This is a genomic window from uncultured Imperialibacter sp., assembly GCF_963974565.1.
Lineage (GTDB): Bacteria > Bacteroidota > Bacteroidia > Cytophagales > Cyclobacteriaceae > Imperialibacter > Imperialibacter roseus.
Window position 1 is genome coordinate 421,970 of sequence record NZ_CAXBCJ010000001.1, and the last position, 17,722, is coordinate 439,691.

Sequence of the window (17,722 nt, forward strand, 5' to 3'; positions counted from 1 at the left end):
TTTGCCTTCATTCCGCCCGTAAAGACTTCACCGGGTTAGCCACCGCCGCCCTTATTGCCTGAAAACTTACTGTGAGCAAGGTGACTGCAAAAGCCCCCAGCGCCGATAGAGCGAAAATGTACCAGGCTATTGATGTATGATACTCGTAATTTTGAAGCCAGCCACTCATGAAATAGTAGGCTAATGGCATAGCAATGAAACAAGAGATGGTGACGAGAATCACAAAGTCTCTGGAAAGCATTTTCCACAGCATAGCTACCGAAGCGCCCAGCACTTTGCGAATGCTGATCTCTTTGGAACGCTGCTCAGCCACGTAGGACGCCAGCCCGAACAGCCCGAGGCAGGAGATGAAGATGGCAAGGATAGCAAAGAATGCTGCCAAACTACCCACCCGCTCCTCGTCAGCGAACTTTTTATTGAATTCTTCGTCCACAAACTGCGCTTCGAACGGAGCCGTGGGGTTGTATTGTTTGAACACAGGCTCGATGGCTGTCAATGCTTCTCTAATGGGAAGATTTGGATTCAGTCGCATGGTGATCAAGCCCTGCCAGCCATCTCCCAGAAAGACCGCCGGCTGCATGGGGTCATACGGTGATTGCGTGAGCATGTCCTTCACCACGCCGATTACTGTATAGTTCTTGTCCCAAAACTTAATCACTTCACCTACGGGGTTTTCGAATCCCATGATCTTGACAGATTCCTCGTTCAACAAAGCGGCAGAGGAGTCGGAGGCCAGCTCGTTGGAAAAGTCTCTGCCCTCCACGATGCTCCAGCCAATGGTTTTGCCGAAATCCGGCGAAACATTCACATTTCGGAAGAATATTTCTGACTCCACATTTTTCCCTCTCCAGTCCAAACTGTTGTTGTTATTGAAGTGGGCCGGAGACTGCGATGACCTGGCCACCTGTTCGACAGCACCCGTCTGGAGCAGCTCGTTTTTTAGTGCAGCAAACAATCCCGGCTTGTCGGTTGTATTCATTTGAACTGATACAAGCGCATTGCGGCTGTATCCAACGGGTCTGTTTTTGGCGTATTGGATCTGTTGGAAGACAATGATGGTGCCTACTATGAGGCCAACAGACACTGTAAACTGAATGACAACCAGCACCTTTCGGGGAAGTGAGGCGAACCTTCCTCCCCTCATCACTCCTTTTAGCACTTTCACTGGCTGAAAACTGGAAAGATAAAAAGCCGGATAGCTGCCTGACACTACTCCAGTGAAAACAACAAAGCTTAGCGACACAAGCCAGAATATTGCATTGCTCCACGGAATAGCCACTTGCTTATCGGCCAGGTCATTAAAAAAGGGTAAGGCAAACTGTGTAACGATCATCGCCAACACGAAGGCAAGAAGGGTAATAGTGAGCGACTCACTGAGGAATTGCAGGATCAACTGCGTGCGTACTGAGCCAATGGCTTTGCGAATGCCTACTTCCTTCGCACGCTTTTCGCTGCGGGCGGTGGACAAGTTCATAAAGTTGATACAAGCTAAAAGCAGCACGAAAACCCCAATGATGCCTACCAGCCAAACATATTGGATTCGGCCTCCGGCACCCTGGCCATCGATAAACTCGTTATAGAGATGCAACTTTGTAAGCGGATAAATCAGCAACTTCTCTTTCCATCCGGTGATGAAGGGTTGAGGCAACTCTCTGATTTGTTCATTGATTTGAGAAATGTCTGCCTGCTCGGTTAAAAGCACATAAGCCACGCCACAGTGATTCGTCCAGCTCGATAACACATCTGCTGAATTCATCCAGTTCTGTTTGCTTTCCCATGGCAGCAGAAGCCTGGTGTCGTAAAGTGTTGAGTTGTGGGGAAAGTCCTCATACACACCCCCGACCGCAAAGTTGGTGGTAGCATCGAGCAGGATGGTTTTGCCCATAGGATCGGCGTCGCCAAACACAGCCCTCGCCAGCGACGATGAAATTAGCAGGGTTGATGGATCCACTAAAACGCCCCGACTGCCCTGCAGCATCTCCACGGTAAACATTTCCGGAAAATCCTTTTGTACCCACATGCCCTTTCCGGACATCAATTTGTCTCCATAGCTAAGTACATGGTCACCATTCTTCGATGCCAGCGACACACCGTCGAAATTGTCGCCATACTGCTCTTTAAGTGCAATACCAGGCGCCATCGCCACAGTCGTTCCAGTGTAGGAGATGTCTCCGGCTGACTGATGCGCCATTACCTCGGCCAGCCTGGAGCGGTTGTCAAAATTTGTATCAAACGAGAATTCGTCCCATATCCACAACCCAATGAGCATGGCTACTACCATGCCTGCCGACAAGCCAGCGATGTTGATGAAGGAGTAACCCTTGTTTCTGAAAAGGTTTCTCCAGGAAACCTTGAAGAAGTGTTTTAGCATGGTGTAACTATTTATTTGATTTGACCTTTTCTTTGAGTTTCGTTTCACGGCAAACGGCTGGATAAACTGAAGCACATTCCAGAAGAAAAACCAGTTGGCCCTGTGCCTGCCCAGCTGTGCGTGCCTCCTTTCGTACAATTCGAGCAGGTCGCCCAACACAGCGTCAGACAGGTGATCATTGCAGTACCAGGTAAAAAACCTCGTCATCCATTTTGGAGGAGTCAGCTTTGTGTCGATCTGGTTTTGGCTCTGCGGCATGGTATTAGTTTCACCTTTGTCTAAGGTACCTGAGAAAAAACGAAAGGTTGCAGAAAAGGAGAAAAAAATACTGGCCTGGAGTAATTTCAATAATATTTCAAAAAATGAAATATTATTTATACTATTGAAATTAATCGATCAACGTGGTTGTTATAGCGAAAACAATATTGCAGGAATTTGGTAAAAGCCACGCCGATGCTATTGAACCGCTTAACGATTGGTGGGCTAAAACCAGAAAAGCCGATTGGGCTACGCTTCAAGACATAAAGACCACATTTAATTCGGTCGATTATGTGGGCAATGACAGGTATGTGTTCAATATTAAGGGGAACAAATACAGACTGGTTGCCATGATATTCTTTGATATAAGAACTATTTATATCCGTTATGTTGGCACGCACACCAATTACGACAAAATTGATTGTACTAAAATTTAGCGGCTTCAAAATGATAACCAAAATAAGGACTGAGAAAGAATACCAGATGGTGATGAAAACCATTGAGGAGCTCTTGAAGGAAGCCACAGAAAAGGGGGGATTTCATAAACTAGCAAAAGAAGAGAGCGATTTATTAAACACCCTTTCAAAACTGGCTGAAACTTATGAAGACAAGGTGATGGAAATAATGCCTATCCGGCCAGGTAATTTGCGGGAAGCAGTAGAATTAAAAATGGTTGAACAGAAATTAACGCAAGCCAAGCTGGCGAAAGCATTGGGAATTGCTGCTCCTAAACTTTCTCAAATTCTTTCTGGTAAACGTGAGCCTGATGTGGCTTTTTTAAAGGCTATTCACGACAAATTAAAAATTGACGCAGAGTTTATCTTGTCGCATGCCTAGCGACTGTGAAAATCCTGAAGCAAACTAATTTGCTACAAAACTGGATCTTAAAGTTCCTTTTCGCATGAAACATTTAGACCCTTTAAGCGTGTTTGACAGAAAGAAAGTGCGCATTAGCGCTTCTTTGAAAAAATTGAAGTGCTTTGACTCACGTCCTTCCGAAAAACAAATAGAACAGCATCTGAGAAATCGAAGAAGCAGGTCCACTGCCCAAAGACAATGAAACCTGTGCCATATTGTTTTTGAGGCTCATCACTCCAACAACCACCCAAGCACTGCACCCATGAATTCGCTGCACTGGTAATCGGTGACGCCATTCCAGCTAGTCATGTAAAGCGGTGTCATGCCATCACCCATCGCAATCACTTTCCCACCGTTGTTAAGTGTTGTGAAAACTCCAAAAGGCTCTTTGGTCTGGCTGTTGAAGCAAAAGGGCGTACCTCCTGTAACCACCCTACCACCATGATAAGTGATTTTCAAAGGGGTTTTCATAACCACCGTGGGTTTGGTAAAACCGCCCGACAACGAGTCGGCACTATTTTCACCAAACTGGATTCCGAATGGTCGTATCAAATCATTGGTATTGGTTTGCTTCAGTGTTGACCAGTAGTCCTCTTCCATCACAAGGAACAACGAACCTCCATTAGCAACGTACTCGGTAATGGCTCTCACTTCGTTGGCGCTGTAAGTGCTGGATGGAATATGAATGAACAATAAGTCACATTTTGCCAATTGCGCAGGCGTGATGGCTTCATTTAGAAATCCAACCTGAGCACCAAGACTACTGGCATTTTTGCTTAGCTCCCCGATAAGGTACTCCACTCTGGGCCCATCGCTCCCGGCCGAAGCGTTCATTTTACTGGGATTGTTGTAGAACTTCTGGCCGTGAGCAACGTCCACAAGCAGGGTGTATTTGGCTGACTGTGCCATCAAGTGGTCAGCCGATATGAGCATCACCAATGCCGCTAAGGCCGCCTTCCAATAACTGAATTTTGCTTTAGCCGTGTTTCTTTGATTCTTCATTTTCATTTGAGTTTTGTTTGAACCTATTTTCCTCAAGTAATGAAAATGAAGATCATTTTTCCGTTCAAACGCTGTTCAAGTTTGTGCAAGATAGGCTAAGCACATACAAGAGTCGCTAACAAAAAAGCCGTGAAAACACGGCTTTGAAAACTTAGGTTTACCCAAGGCTTATTCATCCCGAAGACATTTTGTGGGATTTACTGACGCCACTTTGAATGTTTGCCAGCCCACGATGGCCCAGGCAATAGCCAGCGCCAATAATCCCGACACGCCAAAATACCACCACTCCAGGTCAATCCGATAAGCGAAACCCTCCAGCCAGCTGCTGGCTATGTAGTAGCTGAAAGGAATGGCGATAACGATCGCCACCAAAATCATCTTACTAAAGCTGGCAGAGAGCATGTAGACAATCTGTCCTATACTGGAGCCCAATATTCTCCTGATCCCGATCTCCTTCAGCCTTCGCTCGGCAGCAAACGCTGCAAGCCCAAACAACCCCATGCATGAAATGATGATGGCCAGGCTGGCGAAATACCCCGACAAAGTGCTCACCCTTTTCTCAGCTTGATACTGCCCCTGATAGTCCTGATCAAGGAACCGGGGCTCAAATGGGAAACCGGGGTTGAAGCTGGTGTGAAGCTCGGCGAGTCTGCCTACTACCTCCTTTTCTCTGCCTGCCGTAATTTTGACCATAAAGCTTTCACCATCCTCGCCTGTGAGTATAAAGAAAACCGGCTTTATTTCTGAGTGAAGAGATTCGAAATGAAAGTCTTTTACCACGCCAATTATCTGCCGGTCTTCACCCCAAAGCTTGATGGTCTTTCCCAGGGGGTTTTCAAGGCCCATGTAGCGGATGGCGGTTTCATTGAAAATAATTTTGGAGCTGTCGGCACCAAAAGCTCTGTCGAAGGTACGGCCTTCTCTGAGCTCTATTCCAAGCGTTTCCATCAGGTCATAATTGACGGGCAGGTTTTCAAACTCAGACCTATCGTTCGGATCTTTTCCTTCCCAGTAAATCCCTGAAGTTCCACTGTTATGGCCCGTCATGTCGTGATCCGTGCTGGAACCATTGATAACGCCGGGTATGTTTTTCACTTCAGCCAGGAAGGTAGTCGTCGCCGAAATACTCTCAAGCTTTCCTTCCCTTGGGAAGATGAGCACCTGGTCTTTGTTGTAGCCCAGGTCTTTTGATTGAAGCATGTCCATTTGTTTGTACACCACCAGCACAGAGGTGATGAGCACTATGGCAATCGCAAACTGAAAGATGACCAACCCCCTCCGTGCCCATAGTTCACCAATCGAGCGATGCAGCTGCCCCTTCAGCACCGTCGACGGATTGAATCCGGACAGGTAAAAGGCAGGGTAGCTGCCAGCCAAAAAGCCTGTAACAACGGCTATGAGCAATGCCCCGGCGACCATTTTTAAGTCAAAATCGATGACCATTTGTTTGCCCGTGATGACATTGAACTGAGGTAAAAGGAGATAGGCCGTCAGCAAAGCAAGCATCAGAGAAATGATGGCAACCAAAATTGACTCGCCCAGGTACTGATAAATCAGTGCCGTACGACCCGAGCCCATAGCTTTTTTAATACCCACCTCTTTCATCCTTCGTGACGCCCTGGCGGTACTTAGATTGGTGAAGTTGATGCAGGCGATCAGGAGAATAAACCCAGCGATGATGGAAAACAGCTTTACATAGGTAATTCTCCCTCCCACCAGCTGTCCATTCTCATACTTTCCATGCAGGTAATAGTCCGGATACAGTGCCACAAATGCCGTCCGGTTGGTTTCTCCGTTGACCTTGCTGGCAATATATCCTTCGAGCTTTTTATTGAGTCCGTCTGCGTCAGTTCCGGGCTTAAGGAGCAGGTATGTTTTCACAAATGTGTTGTTGTAGTTCCAGACACTTGCGTACTGGTCTTTTATCAGATCAATAGAAATGATGATATGATGCTGAAATGAAGAGGTGAGCGGTGCTGTTTCGAAAACACCAGACACCGCAAAATCCTGTTCGTGCTCGAAGCGAATAGTTTTACCGACAACGTTGCTGGCGTCGCCGAATAATCTTTCAGCCATATCGGCCGATATTACGATGGAGCTTTTATCTGCCAGCACATGATCAGCCTGACCTTCCAGCAGCGTGACGGAAAAGACTTTGAAAAAATCCTTTCCCGCATATATGTAATCACTCTTGATGTTTTTCTCCCCTACCGTCAGCGTGGCTTTGCCTCTTGAAGCCACTCCAGTCACGTATTCAACCTCAGGAAAATCGGCCTGCATGTCGGCAGCCATGGGCCCCGAGTTGGTTTCAGCCGTCCATATTCCGTACGATTGCTCCCTGTTTTCGAAAACCTGATAAAGGCGATCGGCATGTTTGTAAAACTTGTCGACACTCAGCTCATGATTCACCCAAAGATAAATGAGCAGCACGCAGGTCAAACCTGAGGTAAGCCCGGCAAGGTTGATAAGAAACGTGGTTTTGTACTTCCTGAAGCTGCGGAAAGACAAAATAATGGTGTGTTTTAACATGGCCGTATAATTTGAGTTTTGACTTCTTTTAAAAGATCTAATATTCCTTAACCTGAACGACTTCACCACGTCCCAAACAAACCTCCTTTTAGCTCTCTCTGGTGACTTCTCAGCCCGTTTTTCAAAAAGCTCAATAAGGTCTCCTTCTATCTCGTCGAGGTAGTCTTCCCTGCAAAACCAGCGGAGGAAGCGGAGGGGGTATTTTGGAGGCTGCGCATTCATTACCCAAAGGAGATTTTAGGAATTTGCTGGTACAACGCCGTACGCAACGAGTATTGGCTATCCAAGGTCTTTTTACCCAGAGCCGTAATCACATAGAACTTCTTTCTGCGACCGCCTCGCTCACCAGTGATGCCACCATACCTGGAAATGACAAAGCCTTTGTCTTCCAGTCGCTTCAGCGTTACGTGAATCGCACTTATGTTGACTTTCTTATTCTGCTTTTCTTCAAGGTTTTCGAGGATAGTGACCCCGTATGCTTCGTCGTGCAGGGCTGCTACCATCAGCAGCACCAGCTCTTCAAATTCGCCTAATGATTGTTCCTTCATTTGCCATTTTATTTACTTAACAAACGTGAAGATAATATATTAGTTTCAATTTTGTTAAGTAAATATGTGTAAAAAAATAATAGCCTCTATTTGAGGCTATGGATCACTTCCGGGAAGGAGTAGTGGCAAAATAAGGTTTGAGAATCGTCAGAATTTGAGCAAATCGCTCACTACAATGGTTTTGCCCAGCAGGTTGATCTCGTCTCCCATTCCGAATTTCCTTTGACTTGAATAGCCGTTTCCAACAGGGCCAAGATGTACTGTTATCTGCTTCGTCGTAATATCGATGATCCAATATTCTGGGACTCCATAAAATGCATAGAGTGGCAATTTAACTTGTCTGTCATGACGTAGCGAAGAGTCGGCCACCTCAATGATGGCTAACAGATCCAGCGGGCCGGGATGAGCCTGAGAATAAAAATCAGCTCTATATTTCAAAATGGAAATATCAGGTTCTGGCTCGTTGCTTTCATCAAGTCTTACAGGATCCTGGATTCCTATCACTACCTGACCCTTTAAAATTTCGTTCAAGATCATTGCCAGCTTTTTGACAACACTTCCATGTTTGCTTCCTATCGGACTCATCTCATATATTTCTCCGTTGATTAATTCCACACGATCACCAGGCTTGAGTATGCCCACCTCAGCCATTTTGTAGTACTCGTCCACATTAATCAACCGCTTCATTACTTCTGTAGCCATGGCACAAAATCAGTTTGTTAATTAAATATACAAAACTTTCGCCTTCGGTAAACAATCACCTACTCTGTCCTCAACGACTTCACCGGGTTAGCAGTCGCAGCCTTCAAAGCTTGAAAGCTTACAGTAGCCATTGTGATCAGCAGGGCAATGGCACCGGTAATGGCAAAAACCAACCAGCTAATGGCGGACCGATACACAAAGCTATCCAGCCAGCTATCCATAAAATACCAGGCCAGCGGCATGGCGATAACACAAGAAATAACAACAAGCACGATGAAGTCTTTGGACAGCATTTGCCATAAGCCAGCCACCGATGCTCCCAGCACCTTTCGAATGCCGATTTCCCTAATGCGCTGCTCGGCCACAAAAGCCGACAACCCCAATAATCCCAGGCAACTGATTAGAATGGCCAAACCGGCAAACACAAACCCCAGTTTACCTATTCGCTCTTCTTCCTCAAACTTTAGAGCGTAAGCTTCATCAGCAAATGTGTAGTCGAAGGGTGTAGATGGGGTGAGTCTTGCAAACACTTCCTGAATTTTCGGGAGAGCTTCGTGCGTGCTTACGGCAGGATTGAGGCGGATATACAGCCAAGACATATCAAACTCCCCTAAGAAAATGACCGACGGATCGGTGGGTTCGTAAGGAGAACCCTTTACCATGTCTTTTACTACGCCGAGAATGGTGTATGAACCCCTGTCTTGCCAGGTTAGCTCTTCGCCGACAGGGTTTTCCAGCGCAAATAGCTTAGCGGCTGACTCATTGATGATGATACCACTTTTATCGCTAGCTATGTCTCTCGAGAAATCTCTGCCGTCAACGAATTGTAAACCGACGGTTTTGCCGTACTCATACGTCACAAAAATAGTGTTGAATGTCTGCTCATATTTTTCTCCATGCCAGGCAAATCCACCATTCCAGCCACGGGTGTCTGTCACCGAATAGTTGGCTTCGGCAATTTCCTCCACCATGCCTGTTTGCTTCAATTCATTTCTTAGCACCAGGTACTTTCCTTTGAACTCCTTCGAAGCGCTCCTCAGCGAGATCAAACCATCCCGGGAGTAGCCAACGGGCCGACTCTTGGCGTATTCCAGTTGCTGATACACTACCAGCGTGCCAATGATCAGGCTGATCGATACTGTAAATTGGATAACCACCAATAGTTTCCGTGGCAACGATGCCAAGCGTCCGGCTTTGAACGTACCCTTAAGTACCTTTACCGCATCAAGCGATGAAAGAAAAAGGGCCGGATAACTGCCCGCCAGCACTCCGGTTATCCCGACAATCGATAAAACGGCCAGCCAGAAGAGAGGGCTTGCCCATGGGAGTACCATGGACTTGGCTGCCACCTCATTGAACCAGGGCAGTGTCAACACCACTAAGAAAATGGCGACTATAAAAGCAAGCAATGTTACCAGCATAGACTCTCCAAAAAACTGCTGTATCAGCTGACTGCGATGCGAACCAAGTGCTTTGAGTATACCGACTTCCTTGGCACGTTTTTCCGACCTGGCGGTGCTTAAATTCATGAAATTGATGCAGGCCAGCAGGAGCACGAATCCACCAATAATACCATTGTACCAGACGGTCTTCAATCGCTGGCTGGTCACCGGCGTGCCATTCTCAAATTCGGAGTAAAGGTGCCACTTACTCATGGGCTGAAGAAAAATCCTTGGATCTCCCTCAGCAGTTTCCTCGTCAACGTGAGGCACCATGGCTTCGGCAATGGTGGCCGATATTTCCTCAAATGAATGCCCCGGCTTGATCTGAAGGTAGATGTAGGTAAAATAATTATCCCACACATTGAGTGTCGTCCAACCATTTACATAGAGCTCAACAGGTGCCAGGTAGGACGCTTCGTTGAATTCGGAGTTTTTCGGAAGGTCTTCGTATACACCCGTGACCTGCAGGCTGGTAGTGGCATCCATAGTCACCATCTCTCCAACGGGGTCGGTGTCGCCGAAAAGCTTCGAAGCAAGTGAGGACGTTAACATAATGGAGTTCATCTCCTTCAGGGCACCCTGATTCCCATATTTCATTTTTAGGGTGAGCATTTGCGGGCCTCCATCTTGCATGAAATAGCCGCTTTGCGAAAACTTTTTCTCACCAAAAGCGATCACCCTTTCTTCGACCCTGGCTCTTACCAGCGCCACATGCTCAAAGAAATCGCCATATTCCGACTTTAGGACCCGGGCAAGGCCTGGTACTTGCACCGAATTAGTGAACTGGTCCAATTTACTGGTCCTGTAGATTTTGGCAATGGTGTCGTAATTTTCGTGGTATTTATTGAACGAAAGCTCATCGTTGATCCAAAGACCGATGAGGATGGCCACCGTCATCCCGGCCGCCAGTCCTCCGATGTTGATAAGAGAGTACCCTTTGTTCCGAAGGAGGTTTCTCCAGGAGATTTTGAAGTAGTGTTTAAACATGGTTGTATAATTTGAGTTAGTCCTTGATATTCCTTTCAATGCCCATGGGCGCAGAAAATTGAGCACATGGAACCAGTAGAAAAGCCTCCTTTTCCAGCTAGGCTTGTGAGCAAGCTCCTGGTGGTATTCATAGAGATCGCCGAGGATTTCGTCCAGCAGCTCGTCTTTAACAAACCAGGAAAGGAGTTTGTCTGCCGATGCAGGCGGCCGTTTATTTTTGTGTGCAGCCATGCGAAATTAGCCTAGCTTGTTGATGGCCAGTTCGGGAATCTGCATCCAAAGGTTGACCTTCACGTCCCGGCTTCTTTCCAGCACCTTTTTACCAGAGGCTGTAAGACTGAAAATCCTTTTGTGCCTGCCTCCTCTTTCTTCGGTAGCCCCACCAAGCCTCGATTCGATAAAGCCTTTGCTCTCCAGGCGGTTTACCGTTCCATGTACTGCGCCGATGGTTACCGTGCGGCTCGCTTGCTCCTTCAAAGCCTTTCTGATAGCCAGCCCATAAGCATCTTCTTTGAGCATCACTATCAGGAGCAGCACCAACTCTTCCAGTTCACCAATGTATTCTTTTTCCATTTGCCATTAGTTATATATAGTATAACAAATATACGGAAAGAATTGAGATATGTTATATAAAGTATAACATATGTCTGTTATACCTGCGTGGCGGGAACGAAAATAGTGTAGTAGCCTATTCTCTTCTCAGCGATTCCACAGGATTGGCGGTTGAAGCTTTGATAGCGTGATAGCTCACCATTAGACAGGCCAATGTGAATGCCACCCCGCCAGCCAGGGCAAATATCCACCACGAAAGTTCTATCCTATAGTCAATATTGTCTAATCCGGTGTCTAATAGCCATCCTGCAAGGGGAGCTGCGAGGAGAAAGGATAAAAACACCGGTTTTAGGAAGTCCAAAGAAAGGGCAATGCTGATATTTGAAATGGTGGCTCCCAGCACCTTACGAATACCTACTTCCTTTTTGCGACGTTCAGCAACGTAGGCGGACAAGCCGATAAGACCCAGACAAGCGATAAAGATGGCTAATCCACTGAAAAGTATGGCTATTCCTCTCATTGATCGTATCACTTCAAAGCGCTTTTGATACTCGTCTTTGGTAAAATGCACCTCGAAGGGATAGGCAGGGAAATAACCTTCGAATATTTGCTCTATCTGACCAAGTCTCTGCTGCCAGTCATGGTCGTTCTCAAAGCGGATAAAAATGTGCCTGATCTGGTTTGTGCCCAGGTAAATAACAAGGGGCTCCGGGTCACTTGTGGGGTCATTAAATACAAAGTCCTTCACCACTCCCACAATATAACTTTTCTCCCCCAGATGAGTGCCCACTGGCTGCTCCAACCTCATGCGCCTCACTGCAGTTTCGTTGATCAAACAAGCCAGCGAATCGGTGCCATATTCGGGGCTGAAGTCCCTGCCCTCGGCCATCGTCAGACCTGTCGTCTTTATCCAGTCGTAATGCACTGAGGTAATATTGACCGGGAAATCTTCGTCGGGACCTTTGCCAGGCCATTGAAAGCCGGTGACGCCCCCTCCTACCTTGATCAGGTTGTCACCACCTGCCGACACGCCTGTCACTCCTTGCAACTGAAGCAGGTCATTCTTGAAAACTTCAAATGCTTTGCCCATGTCTCCACGCATCGGCAGTTCGATCAGGGTCTCCTGATCATAACCCAAAGGCCTGCCTTGGATGTGCTCCAGCTGCACGTAAATGACAATCGTTGATATAATCAGGAAAATGGAGACAAAAAACTGAAAGGTTACAAGCACACGACGAAAAATAGAAGCGCCTTTTACTGTATTACCCAGACCGGCTATAGCCTGCACCGGTTTAAACCCACTTAGGAAAAATGCCGGATAACTTCCCGCCACCATACCTGTAGTCCAGCCGAGCAACAACACTGATGACCAAAGTCGCCAGTTGGCCAGCGACATCGAAAGGTCTTTTCCTGTCAGTTCATTAAACGAGGGTAGCACAAGCTTGACTGCAATAACACTGAGAAAAAGGCCAAAAAAAGTGATCATCATCGCCTCGGTCAAAAATTGCCCCACAATGATTCTTCGCTGTGCCCCTATCACCTTCCTGATCCCCACTTCCTTTGCCCGGCGTTCAGAGCGTGCCGTGGCCAGGTTCATAAAGTTCACACAGGCAAGGAGCAAAATAAACACACCAAGCGCACCGACCAGGTACACGAAGTCTATTTTGCCACCATCGGGTCTTCCGTTGGCAAAGTGGTTGTAGAGGTGCAGGCGTTCGAGGGGAAAAGCAAACAAATGAACCTCTTCGTTGTCCAAATGCTCTTCAACCATGCCATCTATTTTTTCATTAAAAGCAAGCAAATCCGTGGACGGAGCAAGCAGTATCCATGTCTGGAAGGAATTATTGTCCCACGTAAGATGTCTGTTTTGTTCATAGGTGCTGAAAGGAATAACGATATCAAATCGGATTGAGCTATTGGTTGGGATGTCCCGAATAACGGCTGCTACCAAAAATTCGTCGGTATTATTAACAGTGATCGCCTTTCCTATTGGGTCTGCATTCACAAATAGCTTTTTAGCAGTACGCTCGGTAATGACCACACTCCCAGGAGAATTTAATGCTTCTATAGCATTCCCGGTAATGGACGGAAAGGTCATAATATTAAAAAAATCAGGGTCAGCATAAAGCACCGCTTCATAGGTGTTTTCATGCCCTGCGTTCACCAGCTGTTTGCCAGCCCCAAGCGTCCGGGTCGCATAAAGTACTTCGGGCATGCCACTCTTCAGGCTCGGCCCCAATGGTGCAGGGGTAACATCGCCTGTGAAGTATTCACCGCTCATTACCTCATGGCGCATCAACTGGTAGATATTTGCCTGGTTTCTGTGGAAAGTATCGTAACTCAGTTCATGCGAAATCCATAAAAGGATCAGTATACCACAAGCCAACCCAACGGCCAGCCCGGAAATATTGAGCAATGAGTAAAGGCGGTTGACCCGGAGGTTCCGCCACGAAATGGTTATGTAATGATGAAACATCGTTGTATAATTTGAGTTTGACCTTTTCTTTTCAAGTGCAAATGGCCGAAGTGCACTTAGCACATCGAACGCATAGTAAATGTCCGCAAGGAGCTCCCCCTTTTTCTCCCTCCGCTTTTCATACAGCTCATACAAGTCCCCTTGGAGTGTTTCCAGCACTTCGTCGGAGCAGAACCACCGGAGGAAGCGGTCGGCAAGGCGGGGAGGGTGTATTTTTCTATTTGACATGGCTCTTTCTATAAATCGTGCCGCCAGCTTCTCACTGAACTGACAGCGATAAAATCTGATGTGTCGCTGTGGGCACGACTTACTCCGTGCTTAAGTTTAGCCCTGGCACCTGACGGGCAAACTCCATTCGCAATTGATTGGCTTCTTCCAGCATGGTAATGCCATAGGCCGTCAGCTTATAAAATTTCTTCCGGCGCCCGCCCCGTTCTGTCGTTGCACCGCCCTCCTCAGACGTTACACAGCCTTTATCCTCCAACCGGTAAAGAGCGGAGTGTAGCGCACCAATGCTGGGGTTCTTACCCATTTTCTGCTGAAGTGTTTCCTTTACAGTAACCCCATAGGCCTCCTCGCCAAGCGAACCTACTGCCAGTAATACCAATTCTTCAAATGCTCCTAGCTTCATAGTCTACGTATTATATTCCTAAAACCAAATCTAATGTAAGCAGATTTGATTCCTAAAACCAAATGATATAGAAATTATTTATTTCCTGTTTGCAAAGGAAATGATGATTGAAAGCAAACTAAAACTTACTTACCGGCTCAAGCCATGCGATTACCCCGATTGGCACCGGGGTTATAGGGAATTGTAATACTGAAAAAAGCTGACCAGCTCTTTCTCATTTTTAGGAGATATCTTTTCCTTTTTGGCGAAAGCACTGAGCTCTTCCTGTTTGTCAGGAAACTCTTCGATCAATTTCTTGATACTGCCGATTTTCATTACCCCGCCGTCCCCTATTTTGTAAAAATACTGATCCGGCATCTTTTGGTACCTTGCTGGAGTAGAGGCCGCCTGCATGGCCTGCGCTGCCTGAGCTTCTCTGAACGACACTGTTTTTTTCATCAGCAACTGAGCCTTACCGCTGTCAAGCCGCAGATAAAAGCTATTATTCATTTTACCCACTATTTCTCCTTTGTCGACCACAAACACATTTTCCCCTATCACCACCTTCTTTATCCTTGGCTCCGGATCAAGTGCATACACCGCTTCGTTCTGGCTGAATTCAATCACATCTGTATCAATATTGTATCGCAAAGGCACCTCGGTATAGTTTCCCTTGCTGGTGTACACCTCACCTTCTACAAACTCTGGGTTTAAGTAAGGAGAGCCATCAACAGGATATTCTTGTTTGTAAAGACTCTTATCCATGATCTTGATCAGCATATGATCGGCAAGGTTCCGTCCATTAAAAGACTGCGAAAAAGCCGGAGAAAAAAGAAAAGCCAGGAGCACGGTAAAAAGCAGCTTGTTGACATTCATAATTTTGGAGTTCAAACGGGAAAAGAATTTTGAAATATAACACTATATAAGGTAAGAAAGATACCTCTTTGCGGAAGCTATAGGGCATAAAAAATACCACCCGCTAATGCATGGGTGGTATTTATACAGAAAACAAGAAACCTATGTATTTCTTGGAAAGTAACTATAAGACAAACTTTTGATAACATACCCCTAAACAACCGTGCTACCCTCAGCAGAATTTGCTTTATTGAATAAAAAAACTTCCATGATTGACAGGCGATCATTCTTAACAAAAACAAGCGAAGCTGCACTTGGTGCCACATTTCTTCCATTAACAAGCACCGAAAAGAGCCTGCCCCAATTGAAAAAGCCTCTTGATAAGTCTGACGCTGAGCTGATAACCGATGAATCGTTCTGGTATCAGGTGCAGCAATGCTACGTACAGAACCCGCATTTCATCAACCTGGAGGCTGGGTATTTTAGCCCCGCTGCCAATGTGACCCTGGAAGACCAGATCGACAATGTGCGCATGATCAATGAGTCACCAAGCTTCTACATGAGACGGAAGCAGTTTGAAGAAAGAGACGCCTTGCGGCAGCAGCTCGCAGACTTTGCCGGCTGTGGCACCGATGAACTCATCATGACCAGAAACACTACTGAATCGCTTAACATCATCATTCAGGGGCTAACGTTGAAAGAGGGCGAGGAGATTCTCCGCACCAATCGAGAGTACCCAAGCATGATTCAGGCTTTGGATCAGCGACAAAAGAGATTCGGCACGCCGGTAAAGGTGGTCCCACTTCCGTTGGTTCCCGATTCGCAAGAGCAAATCGTGCAGCTTATAGAGAAAGCTGTTACCAGTAAGACGAAAGTGATACTGGTATCGTTCATGACCTACCTGACAGGCCAGGTGCTGCCAGTCAAGGAAATTTGTGCCATGGCACACAAAAAGGGCATTGAAGTGATCGTAGACGGAGCCCATGCATTTGCCCATGTGCCGTTCAAAATCTCGGATCTAGACTGTGACTATTTTGCGTGCAGCCTGCACAAATGGCTCTGCGCTCCTTTGGGCAACGGCCTGCTCTATGTAAAAAAAGGGAAGGCAAGCAAAATATGGCCACTTTTTGGCGACACTGACTTTGCTGAAGATAACATCAAGAAATTGGAGCACTTTGGCACGCAACCATGCGCCAATCAACTGTCGATAGCTGCTGCCATCCGGTTCCACGAGAGTATAGGCAGTAGCCTGAAGGCATCCCGGCTGAACTACCTCAAACACTACTGGGTGAGTAAGGTAAAAAGCTTTCCCAAAATAAAAATTAACACGCCATTGGGAGAAGGCCAGTCCTACGCCATTTGCAATCTGGGTGTTGAAGGAATGTCTCCGAATGAACTGGTAGATACTCTTTATTCCGAATACAAGATATTCACTGTGGCTATCGACAACGATGACATACAGGGTGCCAGAATTGCTCCGCATTTGTATACCACCATTAAAGAGCTCGACAAGCTGGTGGAAGCTTTGACCAAGATAGTTTCAAAATAAGCCCAAATTCTGTTTACCTTTAGGTGATTGTGTAGAGCCAGAAATTTTCATTGTCATTGAATAAAAAGCAACAGGCCATATTTAACTGAATGAAGAACCTGGTATTGTTATTATTTGCTTACATGTTTCAACACTCTGGCTGGGCTCAGCTGGTCAACAACAAATCATTCGAAGGAGCCAACCGCCCCAACAGACCACCGGCGTTTTGGTACCCGTGTTCATCCGAAAGCACACCGGACACCCAACCTTTTTCTTATGGTGTGACTTTACCAGCCGATGATGGCAAAACCTATATGGGCATCGTTACCCGGAGCCTTCCTGTCGAACCGTTCGAAGTGCGGGAGGACATGGAAACCAGACTCAACCTCCCAATGATTGCGGGCTTTCCTTACGTGATCAGCGTAAGCCTGGCTCATGCCGATGACATGGGATACGATGATAATAGCACTTTCGTATGGGTCAATCGGCCAATAAAGCTGACAATTTACGGAGGAACCGAAAGTTGCCTTATGGAAGAACTTTTATGGGAGTCTCCATTAATTGATAACACAGATTGGATACATTTTGAGGAAGTAATCCGGCCTGAAATGGACAACTTGAGGTACCTGGTTTTTGTGGCAACCCCTGAAGGCAATCGTGCAACCAATGGCAATATTCTTATAGATAATTTCGACCTGATTGAGGAACCACTGATTATTCCCACGGCTTTCACACCTAACGGGGACGGATTCAATGATCAGTTTTTTATCAAAGGAATCAAGCCTTCATCGTCTCTTAAGGTAGTGAGCAGAGATGGCGACATGGCCTTTGAAACCGAAGACTATCAAAATGACTGGGCTGGCGGAGACTGGCCGTCAGGCGTCTACTTTTATACGCTTACCAATTCGATAAAAGATAAGACCTGGAAAGGCGAAGTGAGTATTATCAGGTAAGAATTTTAAACCAAATGTTTTGAGCTTCCAGCGAGCAGGTGCCAGAAGCTC

The 17,722-nt window shown here is 46.5% G+C and carries 14 protein-coding genes; 4 read left to right on the forward strand and 10 right to left on the reverse strand.

The genetic code is table 11. The annotated features are described in order from the left end of the window. Positions 1-7 precede the first annotated feature (7 nt). On the reverse strand, positions 8-2,629 hold the full coding sequence (locus tag AAC052_RS01895; protein ID WP_339810499.1) for an ABC transporter permease: 2,622 nt from the start codon (positions 2,627-2,629) through the stop codon (positions 8-10). A gap of 143 nt (positions 2,630-2,772) precedes the next feature. Between AAC052_RS01895 and AAC052_RS01900 the strand changes: the two genes are divergently transcribed. Both AAC052_RS01900 and AAC052_RS01905 read left to right on the forward strand, forming a co-directional pair. Then, on the forward strand, positions 2,773-3,066 hold the full coding sequence (locus AAC052_RS01900) for a type II toxin-antitoxin system HigB family toxin (RefSeq protein ID WP_317490222.1): 294 nt from the start codon (positions 2,773-2,775) through the stop codon (positions 3,064-3,066). Between the two features lie 10 nt (positions 3,067-3,076). Then, entirely contained in the window at positions 3,077-3,466 is a 390-nt protein-coding gene (locus AAC052_RS01905) for a helix-turn-helix domain-containing protein (protein WP_339810500.1), read from the forward strand. A gap of 252 nt (positions 3,467-3,718) precedes the next feature. Here the strand turns inward: AAC052_RS01905 and AAC052_RS01910 are convergent, their stop codons facing one another. From AAC052_RS01910 to AAC052_RS01950, 9 genes are all read right to left on the reverse strand, one after another. Beyond that, complete coding sequence (locus AAC052_RS01910; RefSeq protein ID WP_339810503.1) at positions 3,719-4,489, reverse strand: hypothetical protein; 771 nt, start codon at positions 4,487-4,489, stop codon at positions 3,719-3,721. Positions 4,490-4,657: 168 nt separating this feature from the next. Then, the gene (locus AAC052_RS01915) at positions 4,658-7,240 is read right to left on the reverse strand and encodes an ABC transporter permease (RefSeq protein ID WP_339810506.1); all 2,583 of its coding nucleotides are present in this window, start codon (positions 7,238-7,240) and stop codon (positions 4,658-4,660) included. Further along, positions 7,240-7,566, reverse strand: a complete 327-nt coding sequence (locus AAC052_RS01920; RefSeq protein WP_317490214.1) for a PadR family transcriptional regulator — start codon at positions 7,564-7,566, stop codon at positions 7,240-7,242. The genes AAC052_RS01915 and AAC052_RS01920 overlap by 1 nt, the downstream gene beginning before the upstream one ends. A gap of 147 nt (positions 7,567-7,713) precedes the next feature. Beyond that, positions 7,714-8,268, reverse strand: a complete 555-nt coding sequence (locus tag AAC052_RS01925) for a Uma2 family endonuclease (RefSeq protein WP_317490213.1) — start codon at positions 8,266-8,268, stop codon at positions 7,714-7,716. Positions 8,269-8,327: 59 nt separating this feature from the next. Further along, positions 8,328-10,928 carry an ABC transporter permease gene (locus AAC052_RS01930; protein ID WP_339810509.1) on the reverse strand — a complete coding sequence of 867 codons (2,601 nt, stop codon included), beginning with the start codon at positions 10,926-10,928 and terminating at the stop codon, positions 8,328-8,330. 6 nt (positions 10,929-10,934) lie between these two features. After that, positions 10,935-11,270, reverse strand: a complete 336-nt coding sequence (locus tag AAC052_RS01935) for a PadR family transcriptional regulator (RefSeq protein WP_317490211.1) — start codon at positions 11,268-11,270, stop codon at positions 10,935-10,937. A 115-nt stretch (positions 11,271-11,385) separates the two neighbouring features. Then, positions 11,386-13,953, reverse strand: a complete 2,568-nt coding sequence (locus AAC052_RS01940) for an ABC transporter permease (RefSeq protein WP_339810511.1) — start codon at positions 13,951-13,953, stop codon at positions 11,386-11,388. A gap of 79 nt (positions 13,954-14,032) precedes the next feature. Continuing rightward, the gene (locus tag AAC052_RS01945; protein ID WP_339793149.1) at positions 14,033-14,356 is read right to left on the reverse strand and encodes a helix-turn-helix transcriptional regulator; all 324 of its coding nucleotides are present in this window, start codon (positions 14,354-14,356) and stop codon (positions 14,033-14,035) included. A 171-nt stretch (positions 14,357-14,527) separates the two neighbouring features. Further along, positions 14,528-15,211 (reverse strand): hypothetical protein, encoded by a 684-nt coding sequence (locus AAC052_RS01950; RefSeq protein WP_339810514.1) that lies wholly within the window; start codon positions 15,209-15,211, stop codon positions 14,528-14,530. A gap of 247 nt (positions 15,212-15,458) precedes the next feature. On the opposite strand from AAC052_RS01950, the gene AAC052_RS01955 reads away from it, so the two are divergent. Further along, positions 15,459-16,739 carry an aminotransferase class V-fold PLP-dependent enzyme gene (locus AAC052_RS01955; protein ID WP_339810517.1) on the forward strand — a complete coding sequence of 427 codons (1,281 nt, stop codon included), beginning with the start codon at positions 15,459-15,461 and terminating at the stop codon, positions 16,737-16,739. An 89-nt stretch (positions 16,740-16,828) separates the two neighbouring features. Next, positions 16,829-17,671: a gliding motility-associated C-terminal domain-containing protein gene (locus tag AAC052_RS01960; protein ID WP_339810520.1), complete on the forward strand. Its 843-nt coding sequence runs from the start codon at positions 16,829-16,831 to the stop codon at positions 17,669-17,671. The last annotated feature ends 51 nt before the right edge of the window (positions 17,672-17,722 follow it).

Bases quoted from the DNA above. Each gene is read 5' to 3' on its own strand.
- AAC052_RS01895 (WP_339810499.1), bottom strand. From the start codon at position 2,629: ATGCCGCAGAGCCAAAACCAGATCGACACAAAGCTGACTCCTCCAAAA.
- AAC052_RS01905 (WP_339810500.1), top strand. From the start codon at position 3,077: ATGATAACCAAAATAAGGACTGAGAAAGAATACCAGATGGTGATGAAA.
- AAC052_RS01910 (WP_339810503.1), bottom strand. From the start codon at position 4,489: ATGAAGAATCAAAGAAACACGGCTAAAGCAAAATTCAGTTATTGGAAG.
- AAC052_RS01915 (WP_339810506.1), bottom strand. From the start codon at position 7,240: ATGAATGCGCAGCCTCCAAAATACCCCCTCCGCTTCCTCCGCTGGTTT.
- AAC052_RS01920 (WP_317490214.1), bottom strand. From the start codon at position 7,566: ATGAAGGAACAATCATTAGGCGAATTTGAAGAGCTGGTGCTGCTGATG.
- AAC052_RS01925 (WP_317490213.1), bottom strand. From the start codon at position 8,268: ATGGCTACAGAAGTAATGAAGCGGTTGATTAATGTGGACGAGTACTAC.
- AAC052_RS01930 (WP_339810509.1), bottom strand. From the start codon at position 10,928: ATGGCTGCACACAAAAATAAACGGCCGCCTGCATCGGCAGACAAACTC.
- AAC052_RS01935 (WP_317490211.1), bottom strand. From the start codon at position 11,270: ATGGAAAAAGAATACATTGGTGAACTGGAAGAGTTGGTGCTGCTCCTG.
- AAC052_RS01940 (WP_339810511.1), bottom strand. From the start codon at position 13,953: ATGTCAAATAGAAAAATACACCCTCCCCGCCTTGCCGACCGCTTCCTC.
- AAC052_RS01945 (WP_339793149.1), bottom strand. From the start codon at position 14,356: ATGAAGCTAGGAGCATTTGAAGAATTGGTATTACTGGCAGTAGGTTCG.
- AAC052_RS01950 (WP_339810514.1), bottom strand. From the start codon at position 15,211: ATGAATGTCAACAAGCTGCTTTTTACCGTGCTCCTGGCTTTTCTTTTT.
- AAC052_RS01955 (WP_339810517.1), top strand. From the start codon at position 15,459: ATGATTGACAGGCGATCATTCTTAACAAAAACAAGCGAAGCTGCACTT.
- AAC052_RS01960 (WP_339810520.1), top strand. From the start codon at position 16,829: ATGAAGAACCTGGTATTGTTATTATTTGCTTACATGTTTCAACACTCT.